Origin of the sequence: Microbispora hainanensis, from assembly GCF_036186745.1 — a bacterium.
Lineage (GTDB): Bacteria > Actinomycetota > Actinomycetes > Streptosporangiales > Streptosporangiaceae > Microbispora.
Map to the genome: position 1 here is coordinate 4,087,255 of NZ_CP108086.1, position 21,438 is coordinate 4,108,692.

Sequence of the window (21,438 nt, forward strand, 5' to 3'; positions counted from 1 at the left end):
CCTTGCGGATCTGGGCGGTCAGGACGCGGCGTGGGCGGGGACGTCCCGCCGGGCGGCGCCCCCGACGCGCGGCAGGACGAGCTCGCCCACGCGGTACGCCTCCTCCAGTGCCGGGTAGCCGTTGAGGATCAGGGTGTCGAGCCCGGCGTCGGCGTACTCCTCGATGCGCTCGGCAACCTGCGCGTGGCTGCCGAGCAGCGCCGTCCCGCCGCCGCCGCGCACGAGCCCGATCCCGGCCCACACGTTCGGGTGGACGAGTAGGTCCTCGACGGCGCCGTGCCTGCCGCCATGCAGGCCACGGACGCGCGCCTGGCCCACCGAGTCCATGGCCTTAAGGGCCCGCTGTGTCGCGGCGACCGCCTCCGGGGTCATGGTGGCGAGGTGGCGGGCGGCCTCCGCGTAGGCCTCCCGTTCCGTCTCCCGCGTGATGACGTGCATGAACACGCCGAACCTGAGAGTCCGGCCATATGCGGCGGCGCGCTCGCGCATCTCGTCCACGCGCGTGCGGATCGCTGGCGGCGGCTCCCCGTACATGAGGTACACGTCGGCGTGGCGTGCCGCGACGTCCTTCGCGACGTCGGAGGAGCCCGCGAAGTAGATCGGCGGGCGGAGGCCGAAGTCGGCGGGCTTCTCGACGGCGTTGCGGAAGTACGGGCCCTCGTGGACGAACGGCTCGCCGCGCCACAGCAGGTCGAGGACGGTGAGGAAGTCGTCAGTCCGCCGGTAGCGGTCGTCATGGTCGAGGAAGTCGCCGTACGCGCGCTGGTCGGCGGGGCTGCCGCCAGTGGTGATGTTCAGCCGGACGCGCCCGCGGGTGGCGCGCTGCAGCGTCCCGGTCATCTGCGCGGTGATTGCCGGCAGGGTCAGGCCGGCGCGGAACGCGACGATGAACTCCAGCGTGCGCGTCTCCTGGGCGACGCTCGCGGTGGTGACGAAGGTGTCCTCGCTGCTGAATCCCGTCGGTAGGAGGACGCCGGAGAAGCCGGCCTGCTCGGCCGCGCGGCCGAGCTGGACGAGGTAGTACGGGTCGGACTCGCGGACGCGCGCGTAGAGCCCTTCCTCGGCGGTCCGCCCGGAGCGGTCGGTGCTGACGATGTTGCGACCGTCCCCGTAGGTCGGCAGGAACCAGTGGAATTCCATCGGTCGCTCCTTTCAGGCGCGGGTGTCGGCGTGGTCGGGCCTGCCGGTGACGGCGGCCAGCGTGGGCGCGTTGTCCGGTTCGGCGCCCGGCCGAGGCTCGGCGCCGGTCCCGCCGGATAGGTCAACGCCGAGGCTCAGCAGGAGGCGGTACCGCAGCGCGGCGAACTCGGGGTCGCGTGGGTCGCGTGGGCGGGGGAGGCCGACGCGGATCTCGTCGGCGATCCGGCCGCCGTCGACCAGCAGCACCCGGTCGGCCAGCAGCAACGCCTCCTCGACGTCATGCGTGACCATCAGTGTGGTGATCTCGTGGCGCCGCCACAGCCCGGCGACCTGGCGCTGCATCTTCAGGCGCGTCAGGGCGTCCAGCGCGGCGAACGGCTCATCGAGCAGCAGCAGGTCGGGCGTGCGGACGAGGGCGCGGGCGAGCGCCACCCGCTGGGCCTCGCCGCCCGACAGCGTCAGGGGCCAGGAGTCGCCGCGGCCGGGCAGCCCCACCTCCTCCAGCGCACGGTCGGCCCGCGCGCGCAGGTCAGCGCGCGATCCACGTAGGCCGAAGACGACGTTGCGCCAGACCGTCCGCCACGGCAGCAGCCGGGCGTCCTGGAACACGATTGCGTGCTCGCCCCCGACGTGGACCTCGCCGGTCGCGTCGGAGTCGAGGCCCGCGACGATCCGCAGCAGCGTCGACTTCCCGCAGCCGCTCGCACCGACGAGGACGGCGAACTCGTGCTGCGCGACCGCGAGGTCGATCCCCGCGAGCACGGCCCGGTCGCCGAAGGTCCGGCCGACGCCGCGCAGCCTGATGGCGTCGTGGCCTGAGTCCGTCATGGTCACGCTCCCTCGAAGGCGCGCCGCCACCGGAGCGCCCGCTTCTCGATGAGCCGGACGATCGCGTCGGCCAGGATGCCGATGACCGCGTAGACCGCCAGCGCCGTGATGATGACCGAGGTCTGGGCGAGGGTGTTCGCCTGGACGATCAGGTAGCCCAGCCCCGACTGCGCGTTGATCTGCTCGGCGACAACGAGGCTCATCCACGCGGTGCCGAGCGCGTACCGGAGGCCGACGAGCGCCGACGGCATCGCCCCCGGCAGGATGACGTCGCGGATCAGCTCCCACCGGCCGACCCGGTAGCCGCGGCCGAGGTCGATGAGCCGGTCGTCGACGTCCCGGATGCCTTTGAAGACGTTCAGGTAGACGGGGAAGAAGCTGCCGAGCGCGACCATCGTGATCCGCGGCGCCTCGCCCAGCCCGAACCAGAGGATGAACAGCGGCACCATGCCGAGGTAGGGCATGGTCCTGATCGCCTGGATGGTGGAGTCCAGGGCGTCCTCACCCAGCCGGGACAGGCCGGCGGCGACGCCCGCCAAGGTCGCCAGCGCCGCCCCGAGGACGAGGCCGACGACGGCGCGGAACAGCGAGATCTCCAGGTGCTCGGCCAGCTCGCCGGAGCCGATCATCTCGCTCAGCGACGTCACGATCTCCCAGGGGGACGACGTGATGCGCGCGTCGATGGCGCCGGTCTCAGCCAGCAGCTGCCAGAGGGCGACGAGCCCGGCCGGTACCGCGGTCCTGCGAAGGGCCCGAGGGGCCGTCATGGTTTCGTCCGCGCGTTGAACTCGGTGGTGAACACGCTGTCCACCTTGATCTCCTTCTTGATGACGCCCTGCTCGAAGAACAAGTCGGCGATGCGCTGGTTGTTGCGGACGGTCGCGTCCTCGATGGGGTGCAGCCCGTCGGGACGGTTGCGTTCGGCCTTGAGGGCGACCTCCAGCGGAATGCGGTTCAATTCGGCTACGGCGGCGGCGCGCTTCTCCGGGTTGGACTTCGCCCAGGCGACGTGCTTCGCGAGCTGCGACACGAAAGCGCCCACCGCCTCCTTCTTCTTGCCGAGGGCGTCCTCGCTCGCGATGTAGAACAGGGGGTTGTTGGCGTTGATCCCGGTGCCGTCGGTGAGCAGGCGGCTGCCGGACGACAGGAACGTCGTCAGCGTCGGGTCGATCACTGTCGCCGCGTCCAGCTGGCCGCTGCGCAAGACCTGCTGGGCGTTGGTCCCGTCCGGGAGCTGGACGAGGTTCACGTCCTCCATCGTCAGGTTCACCGAGGCGAGGGCCTGCTGCAGCGTCCAGTGCGAGTTGGTGCCGCGGACGTAGGAGATGCGCTTGCCCTTCAGGTCGGCGAGCGACCTGATCGGGGACTTCTCGTCCACGATGATGCCCTGCCCCTTCGGCCAGGGGGTCGTGGACGCGATGATCTTGAAGGGGACGTCTCCGGCCTGGGCCACCACGGGGCCGACCTCGCCCAGCTCCGCGACGTCGATCTTGCCGGCCTTGAGCGCTGCGATCATGGCGTTGGAGCCGCCGATGAGGTCCACGACCTCGATGTGGACGTTGCCGGCCTTATCGTCGCCGTGCGCCGGGAACGTCGGCACCCACCCGAAAGTCTTGGTGGTGCCGACGCGCAGCACGGTGGCGCCGCCGTCGGCTTCACCGCCGCCGCAACCCGCCGCGGCGAGGGCGATGACGAGGCCGGCCAGGCCAGCCGTGAGGGCGCGCAGCCGGGACGGGGGACGACGGGTCATGATTCCTTCTCTGGGTGCTGGTCGGTGGTGGCGAGCGCTTCCCGGGCCAGCGCGAGGGCGAGGGAATATCCGGGAACGCCCGAGGTGATGAGAGTGGTCTCGGCGACCGCGAGGAGGTCCCGCTCGCCGGCTCCGGCGCGGACGGCGCCGAGGGCGTGGTGCCGGGCGGCGTCGGCCCGTCCGAGCGCCACGAGCTGCGCGAACTGGACGAGTTGCTGGACCTTCAGCCCGAGCGGGCTGCGGGTGATGACCTCTCGGCGCAGCTCCTCCAGGAGGCCGGGGGCGGTGAAGCGGCCGTGCTCGGCGCTGAACGTCCACCGGTCCCGGACGGCGTCGGGGACGTGGCCGAACAACGTCAGATAGGTCTCCTCGTAGGCGCCGGTGTCGGGTCCAGTGGTCACCGGGAGCCGTCCTCGATCGCGATGGCGCCGCCGAGCGCCGTCGCGCCCAGCGTGACCTGCGCGGTCTCCTCTAGCGCGACCGCGAGCCTGCTCGCCCCGGCGGCGTCGGCGCCGGTCGCCAGCACGCCGTGGTTGGCCAGCAGGACGGCGCCGCTGCGCGGGTGCGCGGTGAACGTGTCGACGATGTTGGAGACAGCCCGGCCGCTGCCCCGGGCACCGTAGGGGGCGACGGGGACGTCCTCGGACTGCCCCGCGCGCAGCAGCGACTCGTACCGCGCCGGCAGCGCCCGTCCCGCGACGGCGTATGCGGTCGCGAACGGCGAGTGGGTGTGGATGACCGAGCCTGTGCCGGGCCGGGCCCGGTAGACCTCGGTGTGCATCCGGACGATCTCCTCATTCTCGGGGGCCAGCCACCCCGCGACGAGGTCTCCGTCCAGGGTGACCACGGCGAACTCCTCCGTCCCCAGGTCACGGAGCAGTCCGCGGGAGGTCAGCAGGATGTGGCCGGGGTCGCCCGGCAGGCGGACGCTCGCGTTCCCGTGCCCGCTCTTGGACATGACGTCGGAGGTGAAGAGGTTCCGCACCGCGCCGAGCAGTGCGTCCCGCGCCGCGGTGACGCCCGGGTCCGCGAGCGGGAGGGGATCGGTGGTCTGCAGTGCCTGTGACATCTGAAGCAATCTCCGGTGACTGTCAGCACGGACGTGGTGACGGATCGAGGGCAATGGACGGCAGCGGATCGACGATGATCGCAGCAGAAGACGGCCGTATCGGCGGTCAAGGGCGCTGTATTTCTATACTAAACCAGTAGAGAATATAGAGAGTCAAGGGTGCGGCGCCGCCCGCACCCGGGGCTCGGGGCATTCAGAGGGCGTGATGCGGCGGGCGTCGTCGGACGGGACGAACGCGGCGGCGCAGCATCGGGTCGCGCACCGCCGCCAGCGCGGCGGCCAGGTCCTTGAAGTCGCGCAGCGCGGCCACGCCCACCATGGACGCGGCCTCCTCGCATTCGGCGCGTCGCCGGCCGTACTCGCCGCCCGTCAGGGCTGCGAAGCGCGCGTGTCGACCACCAGGAGGCTCAGCCCGGCGGCGGTCGGGTCGAACGGCACCTGGGACGAGAGCCCGCCGCGGCAGTCGAGCATGAGCGCGTGCCTGGGCCGTGCACAGAGGGGGCCGGGTGCTGGTGGTCGAGGGCACGGTACGGGACACGGCCGCCCTAGCCGGTCTCGATCTCGGCATCAAGGCGCTCGGCGCCAACGCGCGCAGGAGCGCCAAGACCGGCCAGGGAGAGATCGACGTCCCCGTGAGCTTCGGCGACGTGACCTTCGTCCCGGGCGCGTGGCTCTACAGCGAGGACGGCATCGCTGGTCAGCGACCACCGCCTCGACGCCTGAGCTTCCCCGGGCGGCTATTCGCAACGCCACCCCGGACCTGCCTGTGCGTCGCCCCCTGTGCCTCCCGCGCCTGCAGTCCGACGCGACCTGTCTGCGCGGTGCCCGAGCCTGCCTGCGCGGTGCCTACCGTGCCTCCCGCCTCACTCCCGCAGCCGCCCGGCCCCTGTCCGCGCGTCGGCCCACCTCTCCGTGCCCCCGCCTCACTCGCGCGGCCGCCTGCTCCCGATCCGGTGGTAGGTGAAGGCCCAGCGGTCGGTGCCTTCTTTGCGGCGGGTGTAGCGGTCGGGGTGCTGGTAGCGGTCTCGGTTGTGGAACTGGCAGGCCGGGCCGAGGCGCTTCAGGTCCGTCAGGCCGCCGGTGCTCCAGTTGTCGGCGTGGTCGATCTGGCACATGGTCGCCGGGAGGGGGCAGCCGTCGATCCAGCACGTGGCGTACCGGGCGAAGATGGCCCGGCGTTGGGCGGGGGTGGCCAGGCGGACCTTGCGGCCCATGTCGAGGACCTGCCCGTCGGCGTTCATGACGATCCGCACCAGAGTCGAGGTCCGGGCGAGCCGGTGCACGCTGGAGACGGGCAGCACCTGCCCGGTCGCCAGCAACAACCCCGGCACCATCCCCAACGATGCCCCCAACGCTGGCCTCAGCGACGCCCCGGGCGGCATGCCTGCCGACGCTCCCGGAGCTGCACCCGGCGCCGCTCCTTGCGCCGCTTCTTGGGCCGTCCCCGGTGTCCCTCGCCCGGCTCCCGGTGCTGTTCCCGATGCCCTCCCGGGTGGTGTCTCCGGCTCCGGTCCCGGCCCGCCGGGCGCCGTTCCCGATGGCCCCGGTGCCCCCGGTGTCGGCGTCGCACGCGAGCAGCGCGCCTGGCCGTCGCACGGGCACGTGCCCTGGCCATGCCGGCAGTCCCCCGCAGGCCGAGGCCCGGCGTGGGTGTGGCGTGTGGAGGCGTCCTCAGGAGGAGGATCCGGCTGCGCCGCCTCCGAGGGTGCTATGTCGCAGTCGGCAGAGGCGGTGCTCGCGGTGTCGCGCGGCACGCACTCACCGGGCCGCCGCTCACCGGTCCCGCGCTTATCGATCCCGCAGCCGCGAGACTCCTCAACGGGAAGCCCGGCCGTGGCGTTACCGGATCCAGGGGCAGGGGCAGGGGCAGGGGCGGTGGCGGGATTGGTGACAGGGTCGGCCTCGGCTTCGCGCACGTCACCGATGCCGGCGTCTGCGGTAGCGCAAGCGTCGTCGGCGGCTGCATCTTCATCGGCACCGGTGTCCGCAGCGCCGTCGGCAGCGGCATCGCTTCCTGCACCGGTATCCGCATCGGCAGCGTCAAGCTCGTCCAGGGCGTCGGAGTCGTCGGTGCCATCCGCAGTCTTGCTCAGGGTCTCGGCGCTTCCAGTGGCGTCGTGGGAGTAGTCGCTGGTGTCTTCGGCCTCGGCGGGCGCAGGGTCGCCGGTGTCATCGGTAATCTCCGCACCGGCATCTGCCCCGGCCTCGCTGTCAGCAGGGCCGTCGGCCTCGCCAGGAGCGGGGTCGCTCGCGTTGTCGGCGGCGGTGTCTTGGGTGGCCGGGTCGGCGGGGTATGGGTCGTCGGTGTTTTCGGGGTCTGCGGTGGTTTCGGGGTCGGTGGGGAGGGATTCGGCGCTGACCACGACGAGGAGCTCGGTGGCGATCTTCTGCTCCAGCAGCGCGATCAGCGCGTCCGCCTGACGTACCGTCAGCGGGCGGTCATCACCCTGTGCCCTCAGCTTGGCATACGCCTGCAACAAGGCCATCAACCGGGCGCCGGCCTCACGCGGCAGGTAGAACTCTCCTTCCACGCCGCCGCCCTTGCCCGGGCGGACCCGCAGGAACCGCCGCCCGTAATCGGCCCGCTCATCCCGCTCTTCCCCATCGGGGTCGAGCACCGCCCGCAGATGGCGGCCGGCCTTGGCGACCTCCGCCGCCCCCGCTTTGCCGGCCAGGTCCACCAAGATCGGCTCCGCCAGGCCGGCTTGCTCGTCGGTTAGTCCGGCGACGGCGGCGCAGATGGCCTCCACCACCCCCGCCGCCAGCTCCCCTGTGGCGAACTTCTCCCGCACGGTGGGGAGGCGGGGTAGTTCCGCGCCGAGGGTGAGCAGGCGGCCAGCTCCGCCAATGGTCATCCCCCCACTGGTGCGTAGCCAGCAGCGGGTGGAGGCATGGCCGTGCTGCCTGGCCTGACCTGCTCGGTGGACCCGGCCGACGCGGTCGGCCAGGGCGCTGGTGATCCGGTCGCGGGCGAACAGCAGCTCTTCCGCCTCGGCCAGGCACACATCCACGTCATCGGGAAGCGGGGTCAGCGCCAGCTCTTGGGCCACCTCACGAACCGACCCCACCACCACCCACGACGACCGCACACGACCCCGACCGCGGCCACCCACACCGGAAGCACCCGCGTCAGCGGCATCACCACGGGCGCCATCCGCGCCAGAAGCATCCGCGCCAGAAGCATCCGCGTCAGCAGCGTCCGCGCCATCGGCAGCCCCACCATCGGCAGTCCCACGGGCGGCGTCCGCGCGAGCGCCGTCCGTGCCAGCGGCATTCGCACCGATGGCAGCCCCACGCACGGCGTTCGCGTCGTCGCTGTCTGCGCTGTCGGTGTCGGTGCCTGGGACGTCCGTCCCTGGGGCGTCCGTGGTCTGGGTGCCGAGCGTGTCGGCGGGCTGCCGGGGCCCAAAGTTGATGATCGGGAAGGGCTCACGGGCGGACGAGCCGTCGGACGACCACAGCGGCGAATTGGCGATCAGACGGTCCCACCACTCGCCGTCATCATCGTTCGAACGGCGAAGGCGCTCAGGATCGATGTCGAACATATCCATCGCGCCTTCCTCACTTGATTCGAACTGATGTATGGATTCTCTCACACTCCGTGAATGAACAGCAACCGTCCGAAGCGAAGGGTTGGAGCCGCAGGTCAACCCGAAAACAGGGCGTGCCGGCCACCGAAGGGGCGGCCCAGAAAGGAAGCCAAGGAGCCGCTCAGAGAACGCGGAAAGCACTACCGCCAAGCGTCGAAGGCACTACCCAGCAAGCATCGAAAGCCCGGAAACCTGCGATGGCGCTACCAGAAAGTGGAACGCCGCCGCTCACAGAGTGGGGACGGCGCTGCCAGGAAGTGGTTCGGCGCTGCTCGGAAAGCGCCGAAGACCCAGAACGGCGAAGGCCCAGAACGGCGAAGGCCCAGAAAACGGTGACAGGGCTGCTCAGAAGGCGGCGACGGCGTGTTCGACCGCGCGCAGGGCGCGGTCGAGTTGAACGGCGCGGTCGGCGATCACGTCCGGTATGGGGCACCGGTGCGAACCCTGTCGATGCTGGTGAGGTACCAGCGCGAGAGGGCGCGCGCAGTGGACGGAGACGCAGTGGACGGCGGCGCAGTGACGGCGGCACGTTCGCCGGGGGAGGCGCAGCCCGTGGCGGGTGCTGGGCGGTGACGGTGGCGCCTCGGCGGGTCAGTCCTTGCGGGCCACCCCGCAGAGCGCGTCGACCTCGGGCGCCTCCCCGAACTGGCTGCGGTCTGGTCGCCACCGCGACACCGACACCACCCCCGGCTCCAGCAGGGTCAGGCCGTCGAAGAAGCGCGCGAACTGCTCGGGCGTACGCAGCCGGTAGGGGTCGCCGCCCTCGGCGCGGATGCGCTCCGCCTCGTCGGCCGCCTCGGGCAGGACGACCTTCGTGCCGTCCTCGAACACCAGGTGGCTGCCGGACGGCAGGGCGTCCATGAGCCGGCGCACGATCCCGTACGCCTCCTCGTCGTCGAGCACCTGGCCCATGATCCCCAGCAACATGAGGGCCACCGGCTCGCCGAAATCGAGCGTCTTCGACGCGGCGCTCAGGATCTCGTCCGGCCGGCGTACGTCGGCCTCGATGTAGTCGGTCGCGCCGGGCGGGCTGCTGATCAGCAGGGCGTTCGCGTGCACCAGCACGAGCGGGTCGTTGTCCACGTACACGACGCGGCACTCCGGGGCCACCCGCTGCGCCACCTGGTGGGTGTTGTCGGCGGTCGGCAGGCCGGTGCCGATGTCGAGGAACTGCCGGATGCCCACATCTCCGGCCAGGTGCCGTACGGCCCGGCCGAGGAAGCCCCGCGACTGGCGGGCGATGTCGACGATGCCGGGGTACGCCTGCCGGATCTGCTCGCCGAGCTCACGGTCGACGGTGAAGTGGTCCTTGCCGCCCAGGAAGTAGTTCCAGATGCGCGCCGAGTGCGGCACGCTGGTGTCGAGCTTGGGACGGTGCTCCTCGCCGGAGCCGTCCGCCGAGCCTTCGCTCATCCGGTCCTCCTGCCGTCACTGATCACGCTCAACCTTAGAGATTTCCCGGCCCCTGGCATAGCGGTGCGAAACGCCCCTTGAGTCTCCAGCCGGTGGAGAGACCAGACTCGGCGTCATGGACGACGACGAGCTGTTCACCATCGGATGGCTCTCCCGCCGCACCGGGATGCCGGTGCGCACGATCCGATACTGGTCGGACGTCGGCGCACTGCCGCCTGTGGAGCGGAGCGAGGGAGGCTACCGGCTCTACGACGCCGGCGCCGTGGCCCGGCTCGAACTCATCAGGACCCTGCGGGATCTCGGGCTCGGCCTGGACGACGTACGGCGGGTGCTGGAGCGGAAGGTCACCCTGGCCGACGTCGCCGCCGTCCATGTGAACGCACTCGACGCGCAGATCCGCACCCTGCGGCTCCGGCGCGCGGTGCTCAGCACCGTCGCGAAGCGGCGGGCCGGAACAGAGGAGACGAAACTGTTGAACGAGCTGGCACGGCTGTCCGCCGAGGAGCGGCGGCGCATCATCGAGAACTTCGTGGACGAGGTCTTCGGCGGGCAGGACGCCGATCCGGAGCTCAGGAACCGGCTGGGGCACACCGAGATCGCCCTGCCCGACGACCCCACGCCGGAGCAGGTGGACGCCTGGGTGGAGCTCGCCGAGCTCGTGCGGGACCCGGGCTTCCGGCAGCGCATGCGCGACATGGTGGAGCACAACACGCGCAACCGCGCCGGGCAGGAGCCCGGGGCCTTCATGTGGTTCGCGAAGAAGGTCGCCTGGCAGGTGGGCGAGGCGCGGCAGAACGGGGTGAGCCCCGAATCACCCGAGGCCGTCGAGGTCGTCGACCGCCTGCTCGGCGACATGGACGCCGACGCCCGGGCGGCCGTCGCGCAGCGTCTTGAGGCCGGCCTGTTCGCCGAGGCCGACCGCTACCGGCACCTCATGGCCGTGATCAACGGCCGGGAGCCCAAGCCGTCCCACGCAGACGACTTCGCCTGGCTCCTCGCCGCCCTGCGCGCTCACCCGTAGCGCCGGTCATCAGTCATCAGTCACCGGCCATCGGTCATCGGGCGTCGGCGAGCGATGCGGGAGGGCCGATCCGGTCGAGCACGGCCTGCTGGAAGTGCGCGCAGCCGGTGATGTCGTCGTGGTCGCAGCCCAGCGCGCACTCGACCACCTCCAGGGCCGCCCGGGCCTGTTCGATGCGCCGCCCTGCTCGACGCGGGCTTCGAGGACGTCGCCGTCGAGGTCCGTACGGGTGTCTTCACGGACGGTTCGCTCCTGCCGATGGTCACCGGCGTGGCCGAGGGCGCGTACGCGGCGAGGGCGGTCACCCGGCGGCAGGCCGACGACTGGATCGCCGAGCAGACCGGCCGGGCGCGGCGGGGTCGGCTGTTCCTCGCTGTGCCCATGTTCCTGGCCGCTGCGCGGCGCCCATGAGCAGGCCCGTGAATGCTCGTCCCCGCCGGGGTTCCGGGCGGCACCCGCCCGGAACCCGTGCGGCGGGACCGGCCGGAATGTCGGTGGCCGGGGCTATGGTGCGTCCGTGACGATGTTCGATCTTTCATCGCCGAGAGCGGCGGGCGCCGTCCGCGCCGAGGACGGCGTCTGATGGTCACGGCCGACGACGTGCGGCGGGTCGCGCTGACACTGCCCCGCACCGAGGAAGCACTGGTGCGCGACTACGTGAAGTTCCGGGTCAGGGGCATCGTGTACGCCTCGATCTCCCCGGACGAGACCCTGATGGGCTTCGGGTTCCCCAAGGAGGAGCGGGCGGCGCTCGTGGCCTCCGAGCCGGAGAAGTTCCTCATGCCCGTTCCCTCGGACGAGCGCTACAACTGGGTCCGGGTCAGGATGGCGGCCATCGACGAGGCCGAGATGCGGGAGCTCGTCGTCGACGCCTGGCGCATGGTCGTGCCCAAACGCGTCGCCGCCGCCTACGACGCCACCTGACCCGCCACCTGACCCCGCCACCGGCCCGGCCCGGCCCGCCGAGTGGCGGTGCAAGGCGTCGGCAGGCGGCACGGCCGGAGCCTGATTTATAAGCGTGGTCGATGAATCCGGGCCGGCGGCCCGGGCCCTCGGGGCGGGGGAGCGCTGCCCAGGGGTCAGACCCGGGCGCCGCCGTCGACGCGCAGGACGGCTCCGGTCACGAAGGATGCGCGGTCGCTCAGCAGCCAGGCGGCCGCCTCGGCGATCTCGGCAGGGTCGGCCCCGCGGCGCAGCGGTGTCACGGCCGTGAGTCGCTCCTGGAGACCCGGGGACTGCGCCTCCCAGGCGAGGATCATCTCGGTCAGCGTGTTGCCGGGAGCGATGGCGTTGACGCGGATGCCTTCGGGGCCGTAGGTGACGGCGGCCGACTCGGTGAGGCTGTTGACCGCCCGTTTCATCGCACCGTAGGCCGGCAGCTCCGGGTTGCCTCCCCAACTGCCGACGGACGAGTTGTTGACGATGGCGCCCGTGCCCGCGGTGCCCCGGATCACCTCCACCTCGGCGACCATGGCCAGCCAGACGCCCTTGAGGTTCACGGCGTAGACGCTGTCGAATTCGGCCTCGGGCATCCGGTCCAACGGGCCGGGCTGCTGGCCGATCGCCCCGTTGTTGAAGGCGACGTCGAGCCGGCCGTACAGGTCCGCGGCGCGGTTCACGGCGGCGCGCACGCTCGCCGCGTCGGCCAGGTCGCACACCACGTAGTCGGCGGTGCCGCCCGCCGCGCGGATCTCCTCGGTCACCGCCTTGAGCTGCACCTCCGTCCGGGCCGCGAGGAGCACGCGTGCGCCCTCCCGGGCGAACAGCCGCGCCGCCGCGGCTCCGATGCCGCGTCCGGCGCCGCTGACGAAGGCGACCTTGCCGTCGAGCAGGCCGGGAGCGCCGGGTGTGGTGGGGGTGGTCGTGTCGATGTTCGGTGTGTTGTCCATGGCAGTGAGCCTGCGCCGGTGGGCGCGGGCCTATCCAGGCATCGGCGGTACCTGGCTCGGCCTGCGGCGTCGCGTGCACACTGGAGGCGTGGACCGACGAGAACTGGCCGACTTCCTGCGCAGCAGGCGCGAGCGGATCAGCCCTGCGGACGTGGGGCTGCCCGCCGGGCCCAGGCGTCGTACGCCGGGGTTGCGGCGTGAGGAGGCGGCGCAGCTCGCCTTCATTTCGACGGAGTACTACACGCGGCTGGAGCAGGCCCGCGGTCCGCGCCCGTCGCGTGAGGTGCTGGCCGGGCTGGCCCGGGCCCTGCGCCTGTCGGACGCCGAGCGCGCCCACCTCCACTACCTCGCCGGCGCCTCGCCCGCCCCGCCGCCGGGGCCCTCGCGGGAGGTCCGGCAGAGCATCCTGGACCTGCTGGCGAGGTTGCCGCAGGCCGCGGCGTTCGTGACGTCCGCCACGTTCGAGGTGCTCGCCTGGAACGAGCTGGCGGCGGCACTCATGGAGGACTTCTCGGCCCTGTCGCCGCGTGACCGCAACCTGGTGCGCCGCGTGTTCCTCGCCCCCCACCCCGAGAGACGGCCGTTGTACGGAATCAACATGGCCGACGCCGACGACTTCGCCCGGCACGCGGCCCGGCGGCTGCGCGCCGCCGCCGCCCGCTATCCCGACGCGCCCGAGGTGACCGGGCTGGTGGACGAGCTCCTCGCGAAGAGCCCGGAGTTCGCCCGGCTGTGGGCTTCCCACGACGTCACGGACCGGCCCACACTCTCCAAGACCTTCCACCACGCGATGGTCGGCCCGATCACCGTCAACTGCGACGTCCTCGACATCGCCGACCGCGATCAGCAGATGGTGATCTACACCGCCGTCCCCGGTTCACCGTCCGATCAGGCGCTGCGGCTGCTGTCGGTCATCGGCACGCAGCGCATGGACGCCCCCCGGTGACCGGCGGAGTGACCCGCCGAACTGATCCATAAGCGGGGTCAATAGATCCGCCACACCAGGACGGGACGAGGGGAGGATGCGGGGCGTCCCGTTCGACATCTGAGGAGTGGTGATGACGTCGTCCTTTCCCGCATCGACCGTGCTGGGCTATCCGCGGATCGGGCCGGATCGCGAGTTGAAGCGGGCGCTGGAGTCCTACTGGGAGGGGCGTTCCAGCCGTACGGACCTGGAGGAGACCGCGCGGCGGGTGCGGGAGGACACCTGGCGGCGGCTCGCCGCGCTCGGGCTGGAGGGCCTGCCGTCGAACACGTTCTCCTACTACGACCAGGTGCTCGACACGGCGGTGCTGCTGGGCGCGGTGCCGGGGCGTTACCGGCACGACGACGACCTGGCGACCTACTTCGCGATGGCCCGGGGCGCCGAGGGGATCGCCCCGCTGCGCATGACCAAGTGGTTCGACACCAACTATCACTACATCGTTCCCGAGATCGGCCCGGACACGGTCTTCTCGCTCGACGCCGCCAAGCCGCTGGGCGAGGTGCGCGAGGCCCGCGCGCTGGGGCTGGAGACCCGGCCCGTGCTGGTCGGGCCGGTGACGTTCCTGCTGCTGTCGCAGGCCGCCCCGGACAGCCCGGACGGCTTCGCCCCGCTCGACCGGCTGGACGACGTGGTCGAGGTGTACGCGCGTCTGCTGGCCGAGCTGGCCGCCGAGGGCGTCGGCTGGGTGCAACTGGACGAGCCCGCCCTGGTCGCCGACCGCACCACCGCCGAGCTGGCCGCGGTCGAGGCGGCGTACGACCGGCTGGGACGGCTGGAGCATCGGCCCGCGCTGCTGGTCGCCTCCTATTTCGGGGATCTCGGCGACGCGCTGCCCGTGCTGGCCGGAGCGCCGGTCGAGGCCGTCGCCCTCGACCTCGTCCGGGGCGCGGCCCAGGGCGTGGAGACGCTGGATGTGGAGGCGCTGCGCGGCAAGACGGTCGTCGTCGGCGTGGTCTCGGGACGCGACGTGTGGCGCACCGACCGGGACCGCGCGCTGGCCACGCTGCTCGCCGTACGGGAGCGTGCCGGGCGGGTCGCGGTGAGCACGTCGTGCTCGCTCCTCCACGTGCCCTACGACGTGGAGCGCGAGACCGGCCTCGACCTCGCGCTGCGGGAGCGGCTGGCGTTCGCGGAGCAGAAGGTCGCCGAGGTGGTCGACCTGGCGGCCCGGCTCGCGGCCACACCCGCGCGTGACCTGCCCGGACAGCCCGCCGCACCGGAGCGCCCACACGCGTTCCCGGCCCGTACGGAGCAGGGCCGCGCCCCCTACCCCATACGGGCGGCGGCGCAGGCCGAGCACCTGAAGCTGCCGCTCCTGCCGGTCACCACGATCGGCTCCTTCCCCCAGACGGGTGAGCTGCGCCGCGCCCGGGCGGCCCTGGCGGCCGGGCAGATCGGCGAGGCGGCCTACGAGAGCATGGTCCGCGCGGAGATCGAGCAGGTCATCGCGCTGCAGGAGCGGCTGGGGCTGGACGTCCTCGTGCACGGCGAGCCCGAGCGCAACGACATGGTGCAGTATTTCGCCGAGCACCTCGACGGCTTCGCCGTCACCCGGCACGGCTGGGTCCAGTCGTACGGCTCGCGCTGCACCCGCCCGCCCATCCTGTACGGCGACGTGCGGCGGCCGGAGCCGATCACTGTGCGGTGGGCGCGGTATGCCCAGTCGCTGACGAGCAAGCCGGTCAAGGGCATGCTCACCGGCCCGGTGACGATCGTGGCCTGGTCGTTCGTCCGCGACGACCTGCCGCTGCGCGAGGTCGTGTTCCAGGTCGCCGACGCCGTGCGTGAGGAGGTGGGCGACCTGGAGGAGGCGGGCATCCGTGTCATCCAGGTCGACGAGCCCGCGCTGCGCGAGCTGGTGCCGCTGCGGCGCGCCGAGCAGGCCGCCTACCTGGAGTGGGCGGTCGCGGCCTACCGATGGGCCACCTCGGGAGCGAGCGAGCACACGCAGATCCACACGCATCTGTGCTATTCGGACGCCGACGAGATCCTCGCCGCGATCGACGCCCTTGACGCGGACGTCACGAGCATCGAGTCGGCGCGCTCGCGGGGACGGATGCTCGGCGCGGTCGGCGCCTTCCCCCGGGGATTGGGGCCGGGCGTGTACGACATCCACTCGCCGCGCGTACCGGGCGCCGACGAGGTGGAGCACCTGCTCGCGGAGGCGCTGCGGAGCGTGCCCGCCGAGCGGTTGTGGGTCAACCCCGACTGCGGGCTGAAGACCCGCACGTACGAGCAGGTCGAGGCGGCGCTCGCCAATGTGGTCGAGGCGGCGGCCCGCCTGCGCGAGCGCCTCTTCTGACCGCTTTCCTGGGGAACGGTTCAGCGGGGCCTGGCGGCACCCCGGGGGATCACCAGGCCGGACTCGTAGGCGAAGACGACGAGCTGGGCCCGGTCGCGCGCGCCGAGCTTGGTCATCGCCCTGCTCACGTGGGTCTTGGCGGTGAACGGGCTGATCACCATGTGAGCGGCGATCTCCTCGTTGGTGAGGCCGCGCGCGACCAGGGCGACGACCTCCCGTTCGCGGTTGGTGAGCTGCTCCAGGGCGGCAGTCGGCACGGCGTCCGGCGGGCGGGAGACGTACTCGCTGATGAGCGTCCGGGTGACCGCGGGCGACAGCAGGGCGTCGCCGCGCGCCGCGACCCTGATCGCCTGGACGAGCTCCGCCGGATCGGTGTCCTTGAGCAGGAAGCCGCTCGCGCCCGCCCGCAGCGCGTCGAACACGTAGCGGTCGAGCCCGTAGTTGGTCAGGATCACCACCCGGGTGGCGGCCAGGCGGGGATCGTCGGCGATGCGGCGGGTGGTCTCGATGCCGTCCATCACCGGCATCTGGATGTCCACGAGCGCGACGTCGGGCACGTGCCGTTCGGCCAGTGCCAGGCCCTGGCTGCCGTCGCCCGCCTCGCCGACCACCTCCACGTCGTCCTCGGCGTCGAGCAGCGCCTTGAATCCGGCCCGGATCAGCGCCTGGTCGTCCACCAGCAGCACCCTGATCACGCCGCTCCCTCCCGCACCGGGAGGGGCAGCTCGGCGTGCACGGTGAAGCCGCCGTCCGCGCCCGGACCGGTGTGGAGCCGCCCGCCGAGCGCGGACACCCGCTCGCGCATGCCGGTGAGCCCGACGCCCACATGAGAGGACTCGTTCGGTGTCGCGGTTCCTCTGCCGTCGTCCTCGACGCGTACGACGAGGGCGCCGGGCAGATAGCGGACCTGCACGGACGCCGAGGCGGGGCCCGCGTGCCGCGCCACGTTGGTGAGCGCCTCCTGCACGATCCGGTAGGCGGTCAGGTCGACCTCGGGCGGCAGGGCGCGGGGCGTGCCGCTGATCGACAGCGTGGCCGGCACGCCCGCCGACCGGGCCCGCTCGACCAGTTCGCCGATCCTGTCGGCCCGGGCCGCGCCGGGCGCGTCGTCGGGGCCGGGTTCGCGCAGCACCTCAAGCGTCGCGCGCAGCTCGCGCATGGCGTCCGCGCTCGCGTCCTGGATCGCCAGCAGCGCGGGCGGCACCTCGTCGCCGCGCTTGCGCGCCAGATGGACGGCCACCCCGGCCTGCACCTTGATGATCGAGATGCTGTGGGTGAGCGAGTCGTGCAGTTCCCTGGCGATGCGCAGCCGCTCCTCGCCGGCCCGGCGCAGCGCGACCTCCTCGCGGGTGCGCTCCGCCTCGACGGCCCGCTGTTCGGCCTGGCGCAGGTACGCCTGCCGCTGCCGGGAGACGACCCCCGCCACGTTGGCGGCGACGAACCAGCCGACGAGCAGGCCCACCCGGTCGACCACCTCGCGCGGGGTCCCGCCGCCGAGGTCCGACAACTGCACCAGCAGGACACCGGTGAGGTAGACGGCGCTGCCCGCGACCGCCCACACGCGACGGCCCGCGGCGGCCGCCGAGAACACCGTGATCAGGAGGGGGAACGCGGTCGCGGTCTCCGGCTGCACCCGCAGGGCGTAGACCAGCATGCAGGCCGCGGAGACGACGAGCGCCGTCACCGGCATCGCCCGCCGCACGGCCAGGGCGGCGGACCCGACCATCAGGAGCAGGTAGCCCACCACCCCCAGTTGCGCGGGCCCGTTCGGCGAGCCGGGAAGCAGGGTGCCGCCCGCGAGCGCCACCGCTACGACCACCCCGAGCACGGCGTCCGACAGGTGGAACCGGGGGAGGGGGCGTCGCCCGGCCTCCGCCCCGTCGTCCGAGACGGCCGGTTCATCCGATCCCTCCGGTTCCTCCGGGAGGGCCGGTCCGTCCGACAGGACCGATCCCTTCGAGGCCGCCGGTTCATCTGCGCGGCCCGGGTTCTTCGGGAGAGCAGGGTCCTTCGGGAGAGCAGGCTCCGCGAGTGCCCGCGGCTCGGGCGGCGCGGGCATGTCCACGATCACCGGTGGCTGAGACTTCCGTGGGCTGGAGGAGGCCTGCCGTCCGCGATCGCCGTCCATGTCAGCAGAGTAGACCGAGGACGATTCGGCCCGCCTCCTCCCGGCGGACCGATCCCGCACTACTCCCCCCGGAGTACGGCCGTCGCCCCGCAGCCGCGCGGGGAGCGGCCGGAAACGCATTCCGCCGTACGACGACGTGGGCGACCGCGCTCGGCAGGATCGGCTCGCATGACAGCACCACCGATGAGGAGGCCGCGATGCCGACGCGCTACCGATATGTGACCCCGGTGCCCACGGAGGCGGCGGCCGGGCTGATCGCCCAGGTCTACGCGCAGATCACCCGTGATTTCGGCCTGGCCCGCATGCCGCTGTTCCTGACGTTGTCCCCGGCCCCCGAGGTGCTCGCCGCCACGTGGGCGATGCTGCGTGAGTCGCTGGTCGCCGGGCAGGCCCCGAGGGCGGCCAAGGAGGTCGTCGCAACCGGGGTCTCTCTCGCCAACAAGTGCCCGTTCTGCGTGGACGCGCACACCGTGCTCCTGCACGCGACCGGTGAGCACGAGCTGGCCGAGACCGTCGCGCGTGGGGAGAGGCCGTCCGATCCCGAACACGCCCGGCTGTTCGCCTGGGCGTTCGGCACGGCCACGTCCGGGAAGGCGCCGCCGTGTCCGGAGGATCACGCGGCCGAGCACATCGGCACGGCCCTCGCCTTCCATTTCATCAACCGGATGGTGTCGTCGTTGCTTACCGACGACCTTCTGCCGGCCGGCCTGCAACGCTCCCGGCTCGTACGCGGCCTGGGCGGCAGGGCCCTCGCAAAGACGGTGCGCCGCAGGCGGCCACGGGGTGAGGCGCTGCCCCTGCTGCACGGGCTGCCCTCGGGCCCGGCCCCGGCCTGGGCGGCGGGTGCCCCGGCCGGGGTGGCGTTCGCCGCGCTGCGGGCGGCGGCTGGGGAGGGCGGCCACCTGCTGGGCGACTCGGCCAGGGAGGCGGTCGTGGAGGCCGTCGCGGTCTGGGACGGCGGGCACCCGCCGCTGACCGGCTGGCCGTCCGGCCCGCTGGAGGACGTCGCGCCCGCACAGCGCCCGGCGGCCAAGCTCGCCCTGCTGGCGGCCCTCGCGCCTTATCGGGTGGCCGACGCGGACGTGGCCGCCTGGCGGGAGGCCGGGGGAGGACGGTCCGACGCCGACCTCGTGCGGCTGCTGGCGTTCGGGGCGATCACCGCCGTCCGCCGGATCGAGGCCGCTCTCGCGGTCCCCGCCTCCTGACACAGCGCCTCCGACCGCCGTTCCCGCCTCCTGAGGCCGCGAGCGTCCTGACGGCGCGCGCCCGCCCGCCGACATCGCACGCCGGCCGCCCACGAGGATTCCGCGCGGCCCTCCGTGTCCGGGGCGCGGTCGTCGGAGGTCAGACCTCCAGCTCGCCGGACCAGATGGTCACGGCGTGGCCGGCGAGCTCGACGCGGTCGCCGCGCAGGGTCGTGCGCACGGTTCCGCCGCGCCGCGACACCTGCTCGCCGACGAGCGCGTCCCGGCCGAGCCTGGCCGACCAGTGCGGCGCGAGCACGCAGTGGGCCGACCCGGTGACCGGGTCCTCGGGCACGCCCACCCGGGGGCCGAAGAACCGGGAGACGTAGTCGGCGGAGGTGCCCTCGCCGGACGCCGTCACGATGACGCCACGGGCCTCGACCTCGGCCAGCCGCGCCATGTCGGGCTCGGCGGCCCGGACCTCATCGGCCGAGCCGACCTCGACCAGCAGGTCGAACTCGCTGCGGCCGGTCCACACCGGCGTGACGCCGAGGGCCTCGACGAGGCCGTCCGGCGGCGGGCACTGCGCGGCCCGCTTCGCCGGGAAGTCCATCGCGATCAGCCCGCCGTCCGCCTGCTCGGTCGCGAGAATGCCGCTCTTCGTCTCGAACTCCAGCCGTCCGGACTCCCCGAGGGAGTAGAGGACGTGCGCGGTGGCCAGGGTGGCGTGCCCGCACAGCGCGACCTCGACCGCGGGGGTGAACCAGCGCAGCGAGCACGGCCCCTCACCCCGCCCGAGCACGAAGGCCGTCTCCGAATGGCGCATCTCGGCGGCCACCGCCTGCATCCACTCGTCCGGCACGGTCTCGTCGAGGAGGCAGACCGCGGCGGGATTGCCCCGGAACGGCCGCTCGGTGAAGGAGTCCACGGTGAAGATGCGCATGTCTGCGGATTCTACGGCCGCCCGTCTCGGCCACCGGGACGGCCGAGCGCGGCCAGGGTCTCCCGGGCGATCTGGAGCTCCTCGCGGGGCCGTACGACGAGGACCGGCACGCGGGCGCCCGGCGGACTGACGACAAGATCCCGGTCGGCGTCGGTCACGGCGGGCGGCTCCACGCCGAGCAGCGACAGCCTGGCGCACACCGCCTCGCGCACCTCCGGCTGGTCCCAGCCGATCTCGCCGGTGAACACGAGCGCGTCGAGCCGGTCGAGTGCGGCGGTGGCGGCGGCGATCTCCCGGCTCACCCGGTAGGCGAACACGTCGAGCGCCAGGGCGGCGGCCGCCTCCGGCGAGGCGACCAGGTCGCGGGTGTCGCCGGACAGGCCCCCGGAGAGCCCGAGCAGCCCGGAGCCGTGCTCCAGCCCGTCGCGCAGCTCGTCCAGCGTGAGGCGTGCGCCGGACAGCAGCCACAGGAGCATGCCGGGATCGACGCTGCCGGAACGCGTGCTCATGGGCACGCCCTCCAACGGAGTGAACCCCATCGAGGTGTCCACGCTCCGGCCGCCGCGCACGGCGCAGACCGAGCATCCGCCGCCGAGATGCGTGAGGACCAGGCTGACCTTCCCGGCCGGGCGTCCGAGCAGCTCGGCCGCCCGGCGGGCCGCCCACGCGTACGACAGCCCATGGAAGCCGTAGCGGCGCAGGCCCCAGCGCCGCCGCCACCCGGCGGGCAGGGCGTAGGTCGCGGCGACGGCCGGAAGCCCCGCGTGGAAGGCGGTGTCGGGGCACAGCACGTGTGGCACGGACGGCAGCACCCGCCGGGCCGCCTCGACCAGCGCGAGCGCGGGCGGCACGTGCAGCGGCGCGAGGTCCGCGTAACCGCGTGCGGCCTCTACCAGGTCGTCGTCGGCGACCATCGGAGCGCGTACGGCCTCGCCGCCGTGGACGATCCGGTGGCCGACGGCGGTCACCTCGGTGCCCGCCCCGGACAGGAAGTCCGACAGCGTACGCTCCGCCGTGGCGGGGTCCGGGCCGTGCTCGCTGTGCTCGGTGCGCAGCACGCGGCCGTCCCGCACCAGATGCAGTTGCAGGCTGCTGGAGCCCGCGTTCACGGTGAGCACGGTCGGTGTCATGGCCTCCGTCTTTCCGGCGGCCCGGCGGGCAAACCCCCGGCGGGCCGACGGAGAGGATGGCGCGGG

Annotated in this window: 21 protein-coding genes and 1 pseudogene; 7 read left to right on the top strand and 15 right to left on the bottom strand. The window is 72.7% G+C overall.

All coding sequences use genetic code 11. The features are described 5' to 3' along the window. Nucleotides 1–18 precede the first annotated feature (18 nt). From OHB01_RS19140 to OHB01_RS19170, 7 genes are all read right to left on the bottom strand, one after another. Complete coding sequence (locus tag OHB01_RS19140; protein WP_142647253.1) at nucleotides 19–1,140, bottom strand: LLM class flavin-dependent oxidoreductase; 1,122 nt, start codon at nucleotides 1,138–1,140, stop codon at nucleotides 19–21. Nucleotides 1,141–1,152: 12 nt separating this feature from the next. Continuing rightward, the gene (locus tag OHB01_RS19145; RefSeq protein ID WP_328710845.1) at nucleotides 1,153–1,968 is read right to left on the bottom strand and encodes an ABC transporter ATP-binding protein; all 816 of its coding nucleotides are present in this window, start codon (nucleotides 1,966–1,968) and stop codon (nucleotides 1,153–1,155) included. 2 nt (nucleotides 1,969–1,970) lie between these two features. Further along, on the bottom strand, nucleotides 1,971–2,735 hold the full coding sequence (locus OHB01_RS19150; protein WP_328710844.1) for an ABC transporter permease: 765 nt from the start codon (nucleotides 2,733–2,735) through the stop codon (nucleotides 1,971–1,973). After that, nucleotides 2,732–3,718: an aliphatic sulfonate ABC transporter substrate-binding protein gene (locus OHB01_RS19155; RefSeq protein WP_328710843.1), complete on the bottom strand. Its 987-nt coding sequence runs from the start codon at nucleotides 3,716–3,718 to the stop codon at nucleotides 2,732–2,734. Before OHB01_RS19155 ends, OHB01_RS19150 begins: the two co-directional genes overlap by 4 nt. After that, the gene (locus OHB01_RS19160; RefSeq protein WP_328710842.1) at nucleotides 3,715–4,119 is read right to left on the bottom strand and encodes a carboxymuconolactone decarboxylase family protein; all 405 of its coding nucleotides are present in this window, start codon (nucleotides 4,117–4,119) and stop codon (nucleotides 3,715–3,717) included. The genes OHB01_RS19155 and OHB01_RS19160 overlap by 4 nt, the downstream gene beginning before the upstream one ends. Then, nucleotides 4,116–4,787 (bottom strand): class II aldolase/adducin family protein, encoded by a 672-nt coding sequence (locus OHB01_RS19165; protein WP_142647252.1) that lies wholly within the window; start codon nucleotides 4,785–4,787, stop codon nucleotides 4,116–4,118. The genes OHB01_RS19160 and OHB01_RS19165 overlap by 4 nt, the downstream gene beginning before the upstream one ends. Before the next feature lie 193 nt (nucleotides 4,788–4,980). Further along, nucleotides 4,981–5,106, bottom strand: coding sequence for a hypothetical protein (locus OHB01_RS19170; protein ID WP_328855776.1), 126 nt, complete (start codon nucleotides 5,104–5,106; stop codon nucleotides 4,981–4,983). Between the two features lie 166 nt (nucleotides 5,107–5,272). Between OHB01_RS19170 and OHB01_RS19175 the strand changes: the two are divergent. Next, nucleotides 5,273–5,479: pseudogene (locus OHB01_RS19175) on the top strand (S-adenosylmethionine--2-demethylmenaquinone methyltransferase); the annotation flags it as partial. A gap of 231 nt (nucleotides 5,480–5,710) precedes the next feature. Here OHB01_RS19175 and OHB01_RS19180 read toward each other — a convergent pair. The 3 genes from OHB01_RS19180 to OHB01_RS19190 all read right to left on the bottom strand — a co-directional run bounded on the left by OHB01_RS19180 (nucleotide 5,711) and on the right by OHB01_RS19190 (nucleotide 9,790). Continuing rightward, entirely contained in the window at nucleotides 5,711–7,837 is a 2,127-nt protein-coding gene (locus OHB01_RS19180) for an HNH endonuclease signature motif containing protein (protein WP_328855777.1), read from the bottom strand. Next, on the bottom strand, nucleotides 7,816–8,061 hold the full coding sequence (locus OHB01_RS19185; protein WP_328855778.1) for a hypothetical protein: 246 nt from the start codon (nucleotides 8,059–8,061) through the stop codon (nucleotides 7,816–7,818). Before OHB01_RS19185 ends, OHB01_RS19180 begins: the two co-directional genes overlap by 22 nt. Nucleotides 8,062–8,968: 907 nt before the next feature. Beyond that, nucleotides 8,969–9,790 carry an SAM-dependent methyltransferase gene (locus tag OHB01_RS19190; protein ID WP_142647250.1) on the bottom strand — a complete coding sequence of 274 codons (822 nt, stop codon included), beginning with the start codon at nucleotides 9,788–9,790 and terminating at the stop codon, nucleotides 8,969–8,971. A 115-nt stretch (nucleotides 9,791–9,905) separates the two neighbouring features. Between OHB01_RS19190 and OHB01_RS19195 the strand changes: the two genes are divergently transcribed. The 3 genes from OHB01_RS19195 (at nucleotide 9,906) to OHB01_RS19205 (ending at nucleotide 11,735) form a co-directional block, all read left to right on the top strand. Next, the gene (locus OHB01_RS19195) at nucleotides 9,906–10,811 is read left to right on the top strand and encodes a MerR family transcriptional regulator (protein ID WP_142647249.1); all 906 of its coding nucleotides are present in this window, start codon (nucleotides 9,906–9,908) and stop codon (nucleotides 10,809–10,811) included. A 258-nt stretch (nucleotides 10,812–11,069) separates the two neighbouring features. Next, nucleotides 11,070–11,222 (top strand): hypothetical protein, encoded by a 153-nt coding sequence (locus OHB01_RS19200; protein WP_168065855.1) that lies wholly within the window; start codon nucleotides 11,070–11,072, stop codon nucleotides 11,220–11,222. 171 nt (nucleotides 11,223–11,393) lie between these two features. Further along, on the top strand, nucleotides 11,394–11,735 hold the full coding sequence (locus tag OHB01_RS19205) for an MmcQ/YjbR family DNA-binding protein (RefSeq protein ID WP_168065853.1): 342 nt from the start codon (nucleotides 11,394–11,396) through the stop codon (nucleotides 11,733–11,735). A gap of 155 nt (nucleotides 11,736–11,890) precedes the next feature. On the opposite strand, the gene OHB01_RS19210 is transcribed toward OHB01_RS19205, so the two are convergent. Next, nucleotides 11,891–12,700, bottom strand: a complete 810-nt coding sequence (locus OHB01_RS19210; protein ID WP_328855779.1) for a glucose 1-dehydrogenase — start codon at nucleotides 12,698–12,700, stop codon at nucleotides 11,891–11,893. A gap of 88 nt (nucleotides 12,701–12,788) precedes the next feature. On the opposite strand from OHB01_RS19210, the gene OHB01_RS19215 reads away from it, so the two are divergent. After that, complete coding sequence (locus OHB01_RS19215; RefSeq protein ID WP_142647247.1) at nucleotides 12,789–13,646, top strand: helix-turn-helix transcriptional regulator; 858 nt, start codon at nucleotides 12,789–12,791, stop codon at nucleotides 13,644–13,646. 112 nt (nucleotides 13,647–13,758) lie between these two features. Further along, on the top strand, nucleotides 13,759–15,987 hold the full coding sequence (metE, locus tag OHB01_RS19220; RefSeq protein ID WP_328855780.1) for a 5-methyltetrahydropteroyltriglutamate--homocysteine S-methyltransferase: 2,229 nt from the start codon (nucleotides 13,759–13,761) through the stop codon (nucleotides 15,985–15,987). A 20-nt stretch (nucleotides 15,988–16,007) separates the two neighbouring features. On the opposite strand, the gene OHB01_RS19225 is transcribed toward metE, so the two are convergent. After that, entirely contained in the window at nucleotides 16,008–16,682 is a 675-nt protein-coding gene (locus OHB01_RS19225; RefSeq protein ID WP_142647245.1) for a response regulator, read from the bottom strand. Beyond that, on the bottom strand, nucleotides 16,679–18,115 hold the full coding sequence (locus OHB01_RS19230; protein ID WP_328710837.1) for a sensor histidine kinase: 1,437 nt from the start codon (nucleotides 18,113–18,115) through the stop codon (nucleotides 16,679–16,681). Before OHB01_RS19230 ends, OHB01_RS19225 begins: the two co-directional genes overlap by 4 nt. A gap of 197 nt (nucleotides 18,116–18,312) precedes the next feature. Here OHB01_RS19230 and OHB01_RS19235 point away from each other — a divergent pair, with 197 nt between their 5' ends. Further along, on the top strand, nucleotides 18,313–19,320 hold the full coding sequence (locus OHB01_RS19235) for a carboxymuconolactone decarboxylase family protein (RefSeq protein ID WP_328710836.1): 1,008 nt from the start codon (nucleotides 18,313–18,315) through the stop codon (nucleotides 19,318–19,320). Between the two features lie 139 nt (nucleotides 19,321–19,459). On the opposite strand, the gene OHB01_RS19240 is transcribed toward OHB01_RS19235, so the two are convergent. Both OHB01_RS19240 and OHB01_RS19245 read right to left on the bottom strand, forming a co-directional pair. Beyond that, nucleotides 19,460–20,242: a PhzF family phenazine biosynthesis protein gene (locus tag OHB01_RS19240; RefSeq protein ID WP_147943849.1), complete on the bottom strand. Its 783-nt coding sequence runs from the start codon at nucleotides 20,240–20,242 to the stop codon at nucleotides 19,460–19,462. An 11-nt stretch (nucleotides 20,243–20,253) separates the two neighbouring features. Beyond that, nucleotides 20,254–21,372 carry an acetate/propionate family kinase gene (locus OHB01_RS19245; RefSeq protein WP_142647242.1) on the bottom strand — a complete coding sequence of 373 codons (1,119 nt, stop codon included), beginning with the start codon at nucleotides 21,370–21,372 and terminating at the stop codon, nucleotides 20,254–20,256. Between the last annotated feature and the right edge of the window lie 66 nt (nucleotides 21,373–21,438).